The following is a 14,578-nucleotide window of genomic DNA, read 5'->3' on the forward strand; positions in this document are numbered from 1 at the left end:
ATTAATACCTTAATAAATTTAACATGCGCTTGCCTAAGCTTAGCCGCGGTTTTACTACCCTAAAGCATGGCCATTATTTATACGCATTAGTGTTATTTATAACAGCTGTTATTAATTGGTAATTGTTTGTAAGTTAGCTGTGTATGTATTAATCGCCAATGAACAAATTATGCACGCAATGTTTAGTGAGTATAGCGTATACTTTGCACATGCATTATTGTTTATATGCACATGTTAAAAATCTTTAATATCAGCATTGTAGGGAAAAACATGAAATTATCGCCATCAGTTAGCATTGAACAAAGCGAAACCGGCCTAGAGTTTATAAAAGTTGCGAGCTCAAAGTGTGATGCAAAAATATTTTTGCAAGGCGGGCAAATTACCGAGTTCATCCCAAAAAATAACAAGCCACTTATTTGGGTCTCTAAAAATGAGACGTTTCAAGAAGGGGTGAGCATTCGCGGTGGTATTCCTATTTGTTGGCCTTGGTTTGGTAATCATGAAAACCAAGATTGGCCAGCACATGGCTTTGCACGTACCAGTTTATGGCAAGCTGATGCTGTGCATGAAGATGATGAGCACATTACAATTAGCTTAAACTTACCCATGAAGTTAGTTAACCCAACGTATTGGCCGCACCACTCGGCGTTAAAGGTTGAGTTTGTATTGAGCGAGCAATTACAGGTGCGTTTAACAACCACTAATTTAAGTAATAGCCCTTTTAGCTATACGCAGGCTTTGCACAGCTATTTTCCTACCTCAGATATAAAACACACCCATGTAGAAGGTTTACAAGGCGCGCAATATATTGAATTTGGTGAAGGGCCGTTTGCGCAAAATGCGCCAGTGGAGTTTACCCGCGAAACCGATATGGTTTATACCCAGGCCGCTAAGCAGCAACACATTCACACCCCAGATGGGATTATTAATGTAAGCCGCGAGAACTCAAGCTCGTGTGTGCTGTGGAACCCATGGATAGAAAAATCTAAGCGTTTATCTAATTTTGCTGACGATGAATACCTGAGCATGGTGTGTTTAGAAGCCGCCAATGTGTTAGAAGATAACGTGACACTTGAGCCTAAACAAAGCCATACGTTAGTTACTACAATCAGCTGGGCTAATAGTCAGTAAATAGGAAAGGTACTTAAAATCGTGTTTGATAATCAGCAAGTAATGGATTTACCAAAGCATAGCGAAATAGAGCTCAACCCCTTGGCCGATAAAGCGTTACTACACGTGCAACTTAATTGGCTGGCGTTTTACATTCCTTTTTGCGCGGTACTGTTTGCTGTTTGTTACTTTAACGAAGCGTTTGCTAACAAAGCGCAAACCTACTTGCTGATAGGCGTGCCTATTTTAATATTGCTTTCAATGCTTTATAACGCCCTGAGTATTAAGCTGCAGGGCTTTGCGCTGCGCAATCACGATATTGCGTTTAAAAAAGGGGTTATTTGGCAGCAAATAACTATTTTGCCCCTCGCGCGTGTACAGCATATGGAAATTCACCAAGGCCCCATTGAGCGAAAACTAAAGTTAGCCAGCTTAAAGTTATTTAGTGCCGGCGGGGTCAGTGCTGATTTACAAATAAGTGGCTTAACCCACGAGCAGTGCAAAAACATACGCCAATTTGTACAAAATTATCGCCAAGACGGCACACCCGCGCAGGTTGAATTAGCAAATGAGTAATACCATTAGCCAGGAGCAAAGTAGCTCACTACATTGGCAAAAAGTATCGCCTTGGGCGGTGTTGTATTTTGTGGTGTATTTTAGTGTGCGCTTTGTAAAAGACGGGCTTTTAAACCTGCTGCCTATGCTTGTGGTGTTTGTAACACAAGTAGAAAACAAGCTGTTTTGGGCGCAAGTTGCAGGTGCTATTGCGTTAGTGACACTGCTAATATATTCAATTTTATATTACATAAATTTTAAGTTTTGCATTAGCGACGATCACGAAATTTTGCTTAACAAAGGGGTGTTTAAAAAAGAGCGCCTAACGCTAAAGTTTTCGCGCGTGCAAAACGTTAATATTGCTGAGCCCTTTTATTTTACGCCCGTTAATTTGGTTAATTGTATTTTTGATGCCGCAGGCAGCGTAACCCAAGAGGCGGTATTGCCAGGTGTTACCAAAGCCTATGCACAGCAAATGCGTAAACAAATTTTTGCCTTTAAGGCGCAGCAGCAACCCGACGAGAAAACACCCTCAAGCGAGCATTTTGAAGCAGAAAATAGCTTACGTATCAGTAATAAAGAAATCGCTAAATTTGGCTTAATGTCTAATATGGCTATATTAGCAATGGCCGCTATTGCGCCTTTTATAAATGTGTTGGTAGATTTTTTAGAGCAGCAAATTATTGCTAAGGTAGAGGGGTTTTATCAGCAAGAGCTTGGTTTACTGGCAAGTGCTGCAACCTTTGCCATGATAACGCTTATTGCTTTGCTTGTTTTAACGGCTGTGATGTTGTCGGTAGGTATGTCGTTTATTCGTTTTTATAACTTTGAGCTTTACTTTAAAGGTCAAAAATTTAAACGTATTGCCGGCTTATTAGAGCGCCATCAGTTGTCTATGAGCATGGATAAAGTGCAATCTATAGTTATAAAACAAAACCTAATGGGGCGGTTACTAAAGCGTTTTACCGTTGAGTGCTTACAAGCTAGTAGCGGGGGGATAGCGGCGGGCGTGGCTGCTAAAAAAAATAAACAAACCTTAGTGTTACCCGTTTTAAATAGCGAGCAAGTAGATAGCGTTTGCCAATGGATTTACCCGTGGTTTAATAGCAAAAAATTGCAGTTTAACGGCGCAGAACGTGCCTTACTTTATAAAAACTTGAGCTTTTATGCCTTAATTCCAAGCGCTATTGTGCTGTTAGGTTGTTATTTAGGCGACTTTAATGCCTGGCTTAGCTTGGGAGTATTACTTATTTTAGCGGGATTAGTAACGCTTACTTATCAGCGTTATGGCTATTATTTGCATGAAGACAACGGCCGTTTTTACATGGTGGTACGCAAAGGTATGATAGGTGTGCATTACCGTGTGTTTGAACTGTATAAAGCACAAAGTGCACGCAGTATTAGTACCTACTTTATGCGCCGCGCAGGGCTTAAAAGCCTGTATATACAACTTGCATCAGGGTTTGCCTTTATGCCCTATATAAAGCAGCAAGATGCTGATTATATAATTGATTTTACTCTTTATCAGGCGGAGTCAACGCAGCGTAATTGGATGTAATTATACCAATCGACTTACATATTTAGCCTTTTTAGGTTGCCAAATAAAGCGTTAACGGCGTTATTAATCTTTCATGTAAAACAAGGCATTGCTTAATTTAAAAGCTTATAAATTATACACTTTCATAAGCTTTGTTACATTTTTTTACTGCAACATTAGTTGGTTTAATAATACTCTAAGTGGTATCAATCATTTAAAGGATTATTATGAAAAAATCACTCATCGCTGCCTCTTTGTTATTAGCCACACCTACCTTAGCTGCTGATTGGCAAACTATTCATACCGAGCACTTTAATGTGCATTACAGCACCGAAAACGCCGATTATGCTAAATCGACAGCGGTCGAACTTGAAATAGTACGCAGTAAAGTGCTTGAGCAGCAAAACCGAGCGCTCGATAAAGTAGTTGATGTGGTGGTGTTTGATCCCCTAAATGCGCCCAACGGCTTTGCTTTACCTACTTCTAATAATCCTTTAATGGCCCTTTTTACCACGCCCCCACAATCAGATACGGTGGTTTCTAACATTAGTGGCTGGCAGCAATTACTGATATTGCACGAATATATTCACTTAGTGCATTTAGCGCAGCCAACACGCAACACGTGGCAGCAAAAAATACGGGGTGTGTGGGATATTTACGACTTAACTTACAGTGATATGCCGCGCTGGGTAGCCGAAGGTTATGCAACCTTACTTGAGTCAAAAATGACGGGCCGAGGGCGACTATTTGATAACTACACTGAGTCAATGCTAATTGAGTTTGCCCAGCAGGGGGCATTGCCTAGCTATAGCCAGCTAAGCGATACAGAGGGCGGTTTTATGGCTGGCTCTATGGCGTATTTAATGGGCAGCCGGTTTTTAAATTGGCTAGAGCAAACTTATTCAGCGCAAATGCTCGATGCCGTTTGGACACGTATGCAGGCAGTTAAAAAGCGCGATTTTAACGAGGCCTTTACTGGGATATTTGGCCAAAGTGCGGCTAAGTTATATGGCCGCTTTATTGCACAATATACCTATAAAGCGATGGCAAAAGAGCAGTCAGAGCCTGCGCTTAACAGCGAGCTGTGGTTAAAGCTTAACTTATATGCAAGCAACCCTGCGCTTTCAAAAGATGGCAGTAAACTTGCGATTGTTGAGCGCGATAAAGATAAAAAAACCAAGCTTATTATTTATAGCACGCAGGATAATACTAAAGCTGAAGATGAATTTACAAAAGCACAAAAAGCGCTATTAGAAAACGATGCATTGGATATACCCGATAACGCCCCGAGTGTATTTAAACGTGAGAAAAAGCACGTATTAAATCAAATAAACAGAGCGGGAATTGCTAATCCACAATGGGTAAATAACAGTACACTTTACTTTAATGCTTATACACGTGAAGAGACGGGTATTTATAACAAAGTGTCTGATATTTTTAGTTATAACACCGAAACCGGAAAAGTTGAGCAGTTAACTAAACTTGCTGGCTTACGCCGCTTTAGTGTTACAAACAATGGAGAAACCCTTTACGCCGAGCAAGTACGTGGTGGCTACTCAGAATTAGTAAAAGTAGACTTAACAACGCAAACCATTACCTCTTTATTTACTAAAAGCTTAAAAACAGCTTACGACTACCCAACTTTTAGCCCTGATGGAACCCAGCTAGCTTATGTATCAGCCAATTTGAATGAGAATTGGCAATTGTATATACAAGATATTGCCAATAATACTCGCCAAGCCGTGCCTATGCCAAACGGGTATCAATACTTAAGCCAAACCAGCTTTAGTAAAAACGGAGAAAAAATTTACTTTGTAGCCGGATTAAAAGGCTCAACTGATATTTATAGCTACCATATTGCAAATAGCACATTAACTAAACTTACCCAGGGCCAAGAAGCCGTTGCCCACCCGCTAGAAACAAACGAAGGGGCATTACTTTATTTATCTATTACTGCTGATGGGCCTAATGTAAAGCAACTACCGAGTACGCTAGAGGGTGAAGTAATCACTGATTTAGCACTTGATAATAGCGCGCCACTGCTTTTGGTTGATCAATACACTTTGCCTAAAGCAAAAATATATAGCGAAAATGTAGGTAAACAAAGCAGCTACGATGTGCTTGATCAGCATGCGAGCCTAGCGCTAGGCGCACAGTATTACTCGGCCGCTTCAAGTACTTTAAATATAAATATTAAAAGTAGTGACTTACTTAAACAGTTAGACCTTCAAGCGGGCTATGGTGTTGATTTAAATGATGATGCTTTGCACGGTGGATACGCTCAGGCAAAATATAATGCACTGCCAGTTAAGCTTAAATTGAGTGTATTTAATTATGATTTAAATACCGCAAAACAATACCAAGCGAGCGAAAATGCAGAAGTATCTGCACGAGGTGGTTTTGCAGTCTTAAGTTACCCGATTAAATACGCGGCGTTTAGCATAACGCCAGAGCTGGCTTATAACTATACCGATTATAAGCAAGACTATAATAAATGGGCACGCATAGGCATTACACAAAGCTGGCAGTACGACCGCCAAGCATTTGCTATAGGGCAAAGTGTTAATGCCCAGTATTACGATGGCAGCAGTAAAAACAATAATTGGGATGGCTATGATTTAGCGGCCAAATTATTTGGTAAAGCGTTTGATGTGCCGCTTTATATTAATTTTACTCAAAAGCAGCGCGATGATAGCAGCTTAGCGCTAGGCGGATTTAGCTCAAACCTAATTAGCGAGCATCAAAATAGTGAGTTTGTGCTTTCATCAGAGCTGCCATTTTATAGCACAACTGCTGAGCGCTACATGGGTTATGGCGGTGGTTTTAGCTTTAAAGAAGGCATGCCGTGGCTTTATTACAAACAGCATCAGGTAGATGATGCGGTATACGCACAAAGTTATGGTTTAAAGTATCAAGGCAATTTTAGCTTTGGATTAGGCCCAGTCGGTGTGAACGATTTAACCTTTAATATGGGATTATCGCGCGTTGAAGGCGATAGCTTTGAGGATGAAATGCGCGGCTGGTTTAGCTTTTACTACTCGCTTTAAGTAAATTGCTATAACACGCTAACGCACTTGTGTAATAAGTGCATTAGCAAAAGCCGTGTTTAAACTAATTTAAAATACCTATGGTTAATTGTGCTTGTTTAGCGACGCAAGCTTAGCTTGATATACGTTTAGCCTTTCTTTATTGCGCTCATACTGGATGGCTTTTTCAAGCAAGCTTTGTGTTTGCGCTGTGTTACCTTGTTGGTAGCGAATTTTAGCCAGCTCTAAATAGAGCTCCGATATATAAGGGGCTTTTGCAATGGCAAGTTCGAGTTGTTTTTTAGCTTGAGTGACCTTGCCCTGATGTAAGTTATTTTTAGCAATAACGAGTAGCTCGTAGGGATCTTTTTCTTTATCAACAAGCTGGCTTGTAAGGCGTTTTTCTAGTGTTTTATCTCCCAACTCTTTTGCTAATATTCGATAGTTATTAATTAAATTTATACTTATATCGTTTCTATCAAGCGCGGTTTGGTAAATCATGTGAGCGCTTTTTAAATCGCCTGCACGGCGGTGCAGCACGCCGGCTATATTAAATAGTTCTGCATCGTTTGGCGTAAAGCGGTTGGCTTGCATAATTAAAGAGTAAGCCTTATTAAGGTTGTTTTCGGCTAGTGCCGTGGCCGCTAAGTTGCTATAAAAATTAGACAGTAAATCGTTATACGTAGCGCTGCCTGAGTAAAAGCTGCCACGGGTGGGGAAGTAATCAATTAACGTGCCTGCGCGAATTATTACAATAATATCTTCATCTGTTTCTTTTTTTGGGGCGTAAATTTTCGTTCTAAAGTGGTTAGCAACATAAATTACATTGCCTTCTTTGGCATACACAGGTTCGCTCGTCATTTCTTGAAAGCTGGTTTCGAGGTTTAAAAGCTGCGCATAGCTTTGCGTAAGTATGGCTAAACTAATGCAGTTACCTTCTGAGCGTTCAATCGCTTGTTGGGCTGTGAGGGTGGCGCCATCATACTTAAAGTTGGTGAGCTGGTTTTGCAGGTAATTAAAAATAATTTCATCAGCGCGTACATTGTTTAAACGCGAGTGTGCGTAGGTTAAAAATGCGCTTTTTTCAGGCTCCGATAGCTCAAAAATACTGTGCTCGCTAGGTGTTTTAACCTGCTCGAAAAGCGAGTGATTTATTATATGGGTAAGTTGTACTTTTTTAATTGGCGCTTCGGGCGGGGTGCTACTGCAAGCAGTTAGCAATAAACTAAGTGTAAAAACTAAATATTTCATATATCACCTCACTGTGAGTTTTAACATTACAGTGAGGTAATTTTTTAATCAAGCACTTACAGTGCGGTGTTTACTTAAGCGGTTTTTTTGAGACTGTTTTTTACGCTTACGGCGAGTAAACCATAAATAAAAGCCAGTACCGCCAAGCCAAACAGGGCTTAAACCAATAACACACCAAATTATTTTACTAATGAGTCCTGCAAAATAGCCAAAGTGTAGTTTTCTAAAGCTATCAATTACTTGCCAACCTACACCCACTTCGCGAATGTCCCAGTTAGCCATATGCTCGCCCGTTAGCTTATTGTAAGTCACGGTATTGGCATATTCACTGGCAAGCGGGTTGCTGGTATCAACCTCACCAAATAACGTTATGTTTTCGTCTGGCTCAAGCGGCATTACTAAAAACGTACCATTAAAGGTGGGTATTTGCTTTTGGCTGTCATCAAGTACGTGCTGAAAAGAAATCTCTTCATTGTATAAATTTTTAGTTAATACAAAGTGCTCTTCTTCTGCGTGTTCAATTACTTCGTGATACCACACCGCGCCATTAAAGTAGCCGCCGGTGATGGCTAAAATTATAATAATTGGCGAGCCAATTACGCCGGTCATTTTATGAATGTCGCTAAGCACTATTTGCAGTGTGGCGCGCCAGCGTACACTAAATAACCGCTGCCAAAACTTACGATAAATAATAAGACCTGTAATACTCAGTACTAAAAAAAACACCGCAAAAAAGAACCCTAAAACAGTGCCAGTTTGCCCTGGTAAGCTTTTTAAATCGTTAAGTAAAAAGGTGTAATGTAAGTCTAAAAACCAGTCGGTAAAGTAATGGCTAGTGCCTACTGGCTCCGATAAAATATTGCCCGTGTATTGATCTAAATGAAATTTATACCAGTCCTCTGTACCGCGTTTAATTAAATAAACCCGATCAGCAGTGTCATCGTTAAATATTTCCCAGCTACCAACAACATACTCAGGGTAGGTTTTTTGAGTTTTTGTTATAAGTGTATCAATAGGTAAGCGGTTGGCTTGTTGTTGTACAACAAAGTGACTGTCTGGCATTAGTAAGCCGTCAATCTCGCTTTTAAATACCAAAACGCTACCAGTTATACTGATAACAAGCAGCGGAATAAGCGCTATAAGTGCTACCCAGCTGTGAATTTTAAAAAGTGTTTTTCTCATAGTTTTTTTTTGTGTAATTGCCACGGACCTGCGTATGATAACAATTATCAGTTCTATTTCATAGTTGTGCGATGAATGCACAATAATTGTTTTAGAGCGAGCCGATCTCTAGAGTAAAATGCGTTTAAGCTGAGGTGTAAGGTTGGTAACTTTTAAATACAAAGCGGCTCAGGTGTTCACTTAAAGTAACGCTTTTTGTACAGCTATCTTGCCAGTGCCTAATATAGGTTTACGCTAATTTGTTGAGTAAAATGTATTCATCATTACAATGCGCGCTCACTTTAAAACCCTTTTAAAAACATATGTTTATTTATTGTTTCAGGCGGGTTTTATATTAACATTTAAGTAACGAGCGAGGTTGTTTTGGCGCACTATCTACCTATTTTGTCGGCTTTTATTTTAGTTTTTAGCTTTTTACCGCTATTGAGCAAAATTAGAAAGAATCGCAGTGTGTCGGGGTTATCACTATTAATGATGACCTTTGGTTTAGCACAAAGCCTCTACTTTATTACCTACAATATTTATTTTGAACGCTACTTTATTGCTTTACCATTTTTTGTAACTGGGGCGCTAAGTGGTTTAATTTTATATTACTTTGCACGCTATAACGCCGCAAAAGCTGAACGTATACAGCTTGTGGCTATGCTTGGCTTTTCGTTATTACCTTTTTTATTGCTGTTAAATAAAAGCTTAGAAACATCATCGGTGCTCAACGCCCTTACATACGTAGGGCTGGTAATGAGCTCAGTGCGGGTTATGCCGCAAACGTACAAAACCTTACGCAGTGGCAATATTAGCAATTTAAGCGCCCGCTACTTTAGCTTGCAGTTTGTAGCAGGTACCTGTGGCTTATTTGTAGAGCTAAGCAGTGCTATGCCCAGCACCTCGCATATTTTAATGTTCGTTATGTTACTACTTACAAATGCCGTGCAATTTGCATGTATGCAATATTATAAAATGCGCCCCGCAATGGCTTAAAAAACAATCGTCTTCTATTTATATTGTGCTAAATATGTGGCAAGTTACTTTATCAAATAAAAGGATAAAGTATGAATTGGAATCAGTTTGGCTACATTTGCCGTGTCTATAGTTCTAAAACATTAAGTGCCGCACAAAAAGAAGAGCTAACCACACAATCGTATTTAGCCGTTTATGCTAATAAATACGCAGACAGTAAATTAGCCAATTGCCTTGCAGCAAAATTTGCCCTGCAAGATGCAGGTATTTTGCAAAAACAAGCCCTGCATTATCAATGTGTACCGCAGCTAGTTAGCGGGTATAAATTTGAGCACAAAGGCATTTTTAGCTATTTAACTGCTGTTTTTTTTATTTATGTTTTTTCTTCGCTTTTATATCAGTCTTTTGTTGTTCCTACATTTGTAGAGATATATAGCAATCATATGGCTTCTTCCGCGCACACCTTAGGTGATTACTTTTCTTATTGGTATGTGCCAATTATTCTATTGGTTTTACTGCAAAGCATTATTTTTATAGTAATTTTTAAAATTAAAAATGCATGCGCTTTAACCGACTCGCAGCCTTTTATTGGTTTATCAAAAGCTTTACTTCCCCGCAGTTTAATTAAGAAATACGATCGCCTAATTACAACGCTTAACTTTGCGGTAAATTTCAAAGAGGATGAAAACGCCGCAATAGTCGAAACTAAACATTTGGCTAAGTGTGATTCGTTAGGCTACGAAACTCATGAAGAGTTTAAAGTGTTACTTGAGCAGCAGCTGGAACAATTTAATTTGCAGGCTAAAGGCTTTATAAATAAGCTGGTTATTCTGTATGGATTAGTCATTGTTGTGTCAATTTACTTATTTGTGAAAGCGGCTTATCAACCAATTTTTATGCTAGGAGAAGTGTTATGAAGTCAAAAGGATTTACGCTAATTGAATTGATGGTCGTAATTTCTATTATTGGTATTTTGGCGGCCGTTGCTTTACCTCAATACAGTAAATATATGCAAAAAGCTGAACTTGTTGATCCGCTTGCTATGGCCGCAGTAATTAGAGAAGACGTAACTACGTATTACATTGAAAACAGAGCGTTTCCTAAAAATAATAAACAAGCAAACGTGCCTGAAAGTAAATATTTAATAGGAAATCGAGTGACAGGTATTTCCATAGAAAACGGTGCAATTAACATTAGCTTGGGGAATAAAGCCTCGCAGCCTTTGCAAAATACAGTTTTAACTTTTAGACCCGCAGTCGTTACTAATAGCCCCACAAGTCCTATTGCATGGTTATGTGGTTTTGATGAACCTGTTGTAGGGATGCAAGCTGTGGGTGAAAATAAAACGACAGTACCTAAAGATGTATTACCTTCGGCTTGTTTATAACTAATTTAGGGGGTTAACCTATGCAACTCACCATCCATCAAATTGATGCATTTACCAGCGAGTTATTTAAAGGTAATTACGCGGCTGTGATCCCGCTTGAGTCGTGGCTTAGTGATGAGTTAATGCTTAATATTGGCGCTGAAAATAATGTTTCTGAAACTGCGTTTACTTGCCCTCAGGCAGATGGCAGTTTTGCAATACGTTGGTTTTCGCCATTAATGGAAATAGATTTTTGCGGCCACGCTACGCTCGCTGCTGCGTATGTTTTATGCGAGCAGCACAACCTTAGCCAAGTGCGCTTTAACGCCGCGGCTGTAGGGGAGCTTATTGTTAATAAAAATAGCGATGGTAGTTTTGCTATGACCTTTCCTAAACAAGCGCCAGATGAAGTGCAAACTATACCCGATGCGTTGTTGAAAGGGTTGTCTATACAACCTATTAAGGTGCTTAAAAACCGCCAAGCATATTTTGCTATATACGAAAATGCTCAACACATTCATGATTTAACCACTGAGTCTGATTTGTTAAAAACCTTATATCCACTTGATGTGGTCGCCACTGCGAGTTCTGCTGAGTACGATATTGTGTCTCGTTATTTTTGGCCAGCAAGTGGTGGCGAAGAAGACTTTGCTACGGGCTCTATTCATACCGGCCTTGCCCCCTACTGGGCGCAGCAATTAGGTAAAAATAAATTAAACGCGTATCAGGCTTCAAGCCGAGGTGGTTTTATACAATGCGAAGTAGGCGAAAATACAGTGACCTTAACCGGTAACGCCGTGCGGTATTTAAAAGGCACAATTTATTTATAAATAAACAGGCCACGTATTACGTGGCCTGTTTGATTTAGTTAATTAAGCTTCTAACGCTTTAGCAATTAAGTGATCAATATACTTTTTATGCGCTTTAGTTGCTGTATCGGCTCCCCATCCTACGCTGGTATCAGCTATTTGCGTTAGCTGATAGAGCGCGGCTGTTTTTGCCAAATTGTCGTGTTTACTGGCTTTGCCTAGGCCTGCAATAGCAATAAGCTGATTTACATACTCAATTTGTAGATTGCGGCTAATAGACGTGCTCTCTTTGCTATCAACAAAAATACTGGCAGTTAGGTCGTCCATAAATTGCGTTAGGCTATATTCGTTACCGTACAGCGCGGTGTCTGAAATACGCAGCATAACAGCAGGGTGCAGCAATTGCGCAAGTACTGTTTTTTGCATGCCTAAAATCATTTTGTGCGCTTTAGGGTCTTCATTTTTACCATAATGGCTAAAGCCGCGACGCTGTTGCTGTAAATAGTTATACAGTGGTTGCATGCTAGTGAGTACATCTGGCGCAAATACATATTTAGCAAGTATGTTCATTGCTTGTGTTTGGCGCTCAAGCGGTACGGGGGTAAAGGGTTTATCAGCATGCTGGTCGCCCACAACGGCACGTTCAACATATACGCCACCTATTTGGCGAGAAACAATGCCCGCTTGCGAGCGGTATTGGCCAAATAAACTATTAGCTGAGGTAACCAGTTGTTGGTAAGACTCACCTTTTACTGTGGCTTTATCTTTTAGCTCAGTAAATAACTTATTAATTAGCGCCATACGGTCGGCGCCATAGGCTGCAGGGTTTGATGAAAGGTCGCCTATCATTACCCGTGGGTCTATATGGCGACCCGGTGCGCGCATGTCGTCGGCATCGTTACCAAAGGCAAGCGCATGCTCGCTAGAGCGCGCTAATATAGTATTTAGGCGTGCGCGCTCTGCGGTTTCATCTTCAAGGGCTGTGCTGTAGCCATAGTTTATAGCCCAGTCGTCATAAGGGCCTGGTTTGGTTTGAAAAATATCGCCTTGCTGCACACCAATGGGGGCTATGTTGGCCGGCGCATAATCCATCACTGAGCCTGTAACTATGCCTTGGGTTTTGGTTTTATCATGAATCTCTTTTTCATCCCACAAAATAGACGATTTCATATTGTGGTTTAAGCCTAGTGTATGGCCTACTTCATGAAGAATTAACTGAGTTAAACCTTGGCGAATCATTTCATTGTCATCAATGGAGGCACCTGTTGCTAAGCCTTTAGCAAGTAATAGGTTTTGTTGAATTTCATGGCCTAGTGAGCAATTTAAATCGCCACTTGTGTGCAGGTTTTCGCCGTGGCTCATTGTGCCTTGTGTGTAAAGCGTGTCGTAAATCCAGCGGTTTTTCATAAACACAAACTCAAGCATAATGTCTGAGCCAAGTATTTCACCTGTTAGCGGGTTGGCAAGAGCCGGCCCGTAACCACCAAATGCCGGTTTAGGTGATGATGTCCAACGTAATACGTTGTAGTTAATATCACCAGCATCCCAGGTTGCGTCATCGGGTTGTACTTTAACTTCTAGTGCGTTTTTAAAACCGGCTTTTTCAAAAGCGCTATTCCAAGTAAGTACGGCATCGCGTATTGTGTCGCGCCACTCTACTGGGGTGGTATTTTCTATCCACCAGGTAATTGGCTTTACTGGCTCAGAAAGCTCAGCACTAGGGTTTTTCTTTTGTAGGTCCCAGCGTTTAATAACATCTTCATATGGTGCCCAATCAGTCGAGGTCATTAGATCAAATTGATTGGTGAAATAGCCTATGCGCGCGTCATCTTTACGTGGTTTATAGTCGCTTTTTGGTAATGCAACAAAAGAGTGCTGCACCTTAACAGAGACATTGCGCGGGTCGCTTACTGCGCTTGTACCACGCACGGTGGGGCTGGCATTACTAAATACGTAGTCTACAACCACATCTAAGTTATTTGGGTAAGGACGCTGCTTAACAATACGCGACTTTTTGCTGTTTAATTTACCCACTTTAAAGCGTTTTTTAGCTTTTTTATCGGCTGGGTTTGGCGTTGGTGATACCTTGTGTAGCGCCTCACTTAAAAATAGCTTGTTGACCTTAAAGGCTATTTTTCCTTGTTCTTCTTTTTCTATTTTAATGCTGGCTAAAACGGCTTCGCTAATATTGGCATTGCTTGCTTTGGCAATGGCACTGTTTTGATCAAATTTATAGCGAGGGGTTTTGCTAACTATATCTATGCGGTCAAAGTATTTTCTAAACTCAATAAGCTTGGTTTCTCTATAGGCACCGCGATAATGCCCAGCATCAGTGACACCGTCGACTGTATGGGCAAAGTATACAAAAGGGGTATTAAGCTGCGATTCGGTGATCACCATTAAGTGCTCACCGGTTTTTGGGTCTTGGTATAAATTAAAAATACCTGAAAATTCGGTTTGTCCTTCGACCATTTCGCTTAGGGTTTGTGGTTTTTTGTCTTCTTTTTTATCGCTAGCCAGTGCGTGGCCGCTAAGCGCTACACTAAGTGTTAGCGCAAGGGTTGTTAATTTCATTGTAATAATCTTTTTCGCTGTTATTTATTTAGTGTGACTGTACGTAAATTAAAATTTGTTCGCACATCTTCTCGATGAAATAATAGCCTAAACCTGTAATTTATTGATTTTAAATAGTAAAAGTTTGTAACAAAATATAATAAATGCGATGAATAGCAGGTGTTTGTTAACGGGTACAGAGCTATATTTAGTTCCCAATTTTATTTGTAAC

At 40.3% G+C, this 14,578-nt stretch carries 11 protein-coding genes; 8 read left to right on the plus strand and 3 right to left on the minus strand.

Features of this window, described 5'->3' with window-relative positions:
- Positions 1 to 270 precede the first annotated feature (270 nt).
- The 4 genes from OIZ54_RS16845 (at position 271) to OIZ54_RS16860 (ending at position 6,249) form a co-directional block, all read left to right on the plus strand.
- A complete protein-coding gene (locus OIZ54_RS16845) occupies positions 271 to 1,131 on the plus strand; it encodes a D-hexose-6-phosphate mutarotase (RefSeq protein WP_248443766.1) in 861 nt (286 codons plus the stop codon).
- 21 nt (positions 1,132 to 1,152) lie between these two features.
- Positions 1,153 to 1,686 carry a PH domain-containing protein gene (locus OIZ54_RS16850; protein WP_264390885.1) on the plus strand — a complete coding sequence of 178 codons (534 nt, stop codon included), beginning with the start codon at positions 1,153 to 1,155 and terminating at the stop codon, positions 1,684 to 1,686.
- A complete protein-coding gene (locus OIZ54_RS16855) occupies positions 1,679 to 3,223 on the plus strand; it encodes a PH domain-containing protein (protein WP_264390886.1) in 1,545 nt (514 codons plus the stop codon). The genes OIZ54_RS16850 and OIZ54_RS16855 overlap by 8 nt, the downstream gene beginning before the upstream one ends.
- A gap of 206 nt (positions 3,224 to 3,429) precedes the next feature.
- Positions 3,430 to 6,249, plus strand: a complete 2,820-nt coding sequence (locus OIZ54_RS16860; protein WP_264390887.1) for a TolB family protein — start codon at positions 3,430 to 3,432, stop codon at positions 6,247 to 6,249.
- A gap of 84 nt (positions 6,250 to 6,333) precedes the next feature.
- Here OIZ54_RS16860 and OIZ54_RS16865 read toward each other — a convergent pair whose 3' ends face one another.
- Complete coding sequence (locus tag OIZ54_RS16865; protein WP_126008625.1) at positions 6,334 to 7,479, minus strand: tetratricopeptide repeat protein; 1,146 nt, start codon at positions 7,477 to 7,479, stop codon at positions 6,334 to 6,336.
- 48 nt (positions 7,480 to 7,527) lie between these two features.
- Positions 7,528 to 8,661 (minus strand): PepSY-associated TM helix domain-containing protein, encoded by a 1,134-nt coding sequence (locus OIZ54_RS16870; protein WP_138577359.1) that lies wholly within the window; start codon positions 8,659 to 8,661, stop codon positions 7,528 to 7,530.
- A gap of 363 nt (positions 8,662 to 9,024) precedes the next feature.
- Between OIZ54_RS16870 and OIZ54_RS16875 the strand changes: the two genes are divergently transcribed.
- From OIZ54_RS16875 to OIZ54_RS16890, 4 genes are all read left to right on the plus strand, one after another.
- Positions 9,025 to 9,639 carry a PQ-loop domain-containing transporter gene (locus OIZ54_RS16875; RefSeq protein WP_029773076.1) on the plus strand — a complete coding sequence of 205 codons (615 nt, stop codon included), beginning with the start codon at positions 9,025 to 9,027 and terminating at the stop codon, positions 9,637 to 9,639.
- A gap of 71 nt (positions 9,640 to 9,710) precedes the next feature.
- Positions 9,711 to 10,535, plus strand: a complete 825-nt coding sequence (locus OIZ54_RS16880) for a hypothetical protein (RefSeq protein ID WP_096740325.1) — start codon at positions 9,711 to 9,713, stop codon at positions 10,533 to 10,535.
- On the plus strand, positions 10,532 to 11,005 hold the full coding sequence (locus OIZ54_RS16885; protein WP_096740324.1) for a pilin: 474 nt from the start codon (positions 10,532 to 10,534) through the stop codon (positions 11,003 to 11,005). Before OIZ54_RS16880 ends, OIZ54_RS16885 begins: the two co-directional genes overlap by 4 nt.
- A 20-nt stretch (positions 11,006 to 11,025) precedes the next feature.
- On the plus strand, positions 11,026 to 11,814 hold the full coding sequence (locus OIZ54_RS16890; protein WP_264390888.1) for a PhzF family phenazine biosynthesis protein: 789 nt from the start codon (positions 11,026 to 11,028) through the stop codon (positions 11,812 to 11,814).
- A gap of 42 nt (positions 11,815 to 11,856) precedes the next feature.
- Here the strand turns inward: OIZ54_RS16890 and OIZ54_RS16895 are convergent, their stop codons facing one another.
- Positions 11,857 to 14,367 (minus strand): zinc-dependent metalloprotease, encoded by a 2,511-nt coding sequence (locus OIZ54_RS16895; RefSeq protein WP_264390889.1) that lies wholly within the window; start codon positions 14,365 to 14,367, stop codon positions 11,857 to 11,859.
- Between the last annotated feature and the right edge of the window lie 211 nt (positions 14,368 to 14,578).

The organism is Pseudoalteromonas sp. A3 (assembly GCF_025942345.1).
Taxonomy (GTDB): Bacteria; Pseudomonadota; Gammaproteobacteria; order Enterobacterales; family Alteromonadaceae; genus Pseudoalteromonas; species Pseudoalteromonas atlantica.

What these genes read in the sequence shown, in the direction of transcription:
- OIZ54_RS16845 (WP_248443766.1), top strand. Translation starts at nt 271, where the DNA reads ATGAAATTATCGCCATCAGTTAGCATTGAACAAAGCGAAACCGGCCTA.
- OIZ54_RS16855 (WP_264390886.1), top strand. Translation starts at nt 1,679, where the DNA reads ATGAGTAATACCATTAGCCAGGAGCAAAGTAGCTCACTACATTGGCAA.
- OIZ54_RS16860 (WP_264390887.1), top strand. Translation starts at nt 3,430, where the DNA reads ATGAAAAAATCACTCATCGCTGCCTCTTTGTTATTAGCCACACCTACC.
- OIZ54_RS16865 (WP_126008625.1), bottom strand. Translation starts at nt 7,479, where the DNA reads ATGAAATATTTAGTTTTTACACTTAGTTTATTGCTAACTGCTTGCAGT.
- OIZ54_RS16870 (WP_138577359.1), bottom strand. Translation starts at nt 8,661, where the DNA reads ATGAGAAAAACACTTTTTAAAATTCACAGCTGGGTAGCACTTATAGCG.
- OIZ54_RS16880 (WP_096740325.1), top strand. Translation starts at nt 9,711, where the DNA reads ATGAATTGGAATCAGTTTGGCTACATTTGCCGTGTCTATAGTTCTAAA.
- OIZ54_RS16885 (WP_096740324.1), top strand. Translation starts at nt 10,532, where the DNA reads ATGAAGTCAAAAGGATTTACGCTAATTGAATTGATGGTCGTAATTTCT.
- OIZ54_RS16890 (WP_264390888.1), top strand. Translation starts at nt 11,026, where the DNA reads ATGCAACTCACCATCCATCAAATTGATGCATTTACCAGCGAGTTATTT.
- OIZ54_RS16895 (WP_264390889.1), bottom strand. Translation starts at nt 14,367, where the DNA reads ATGAAATTAACAACCCTTGCGCTAACACTTAGTGTAGCGCTTAGCGGC.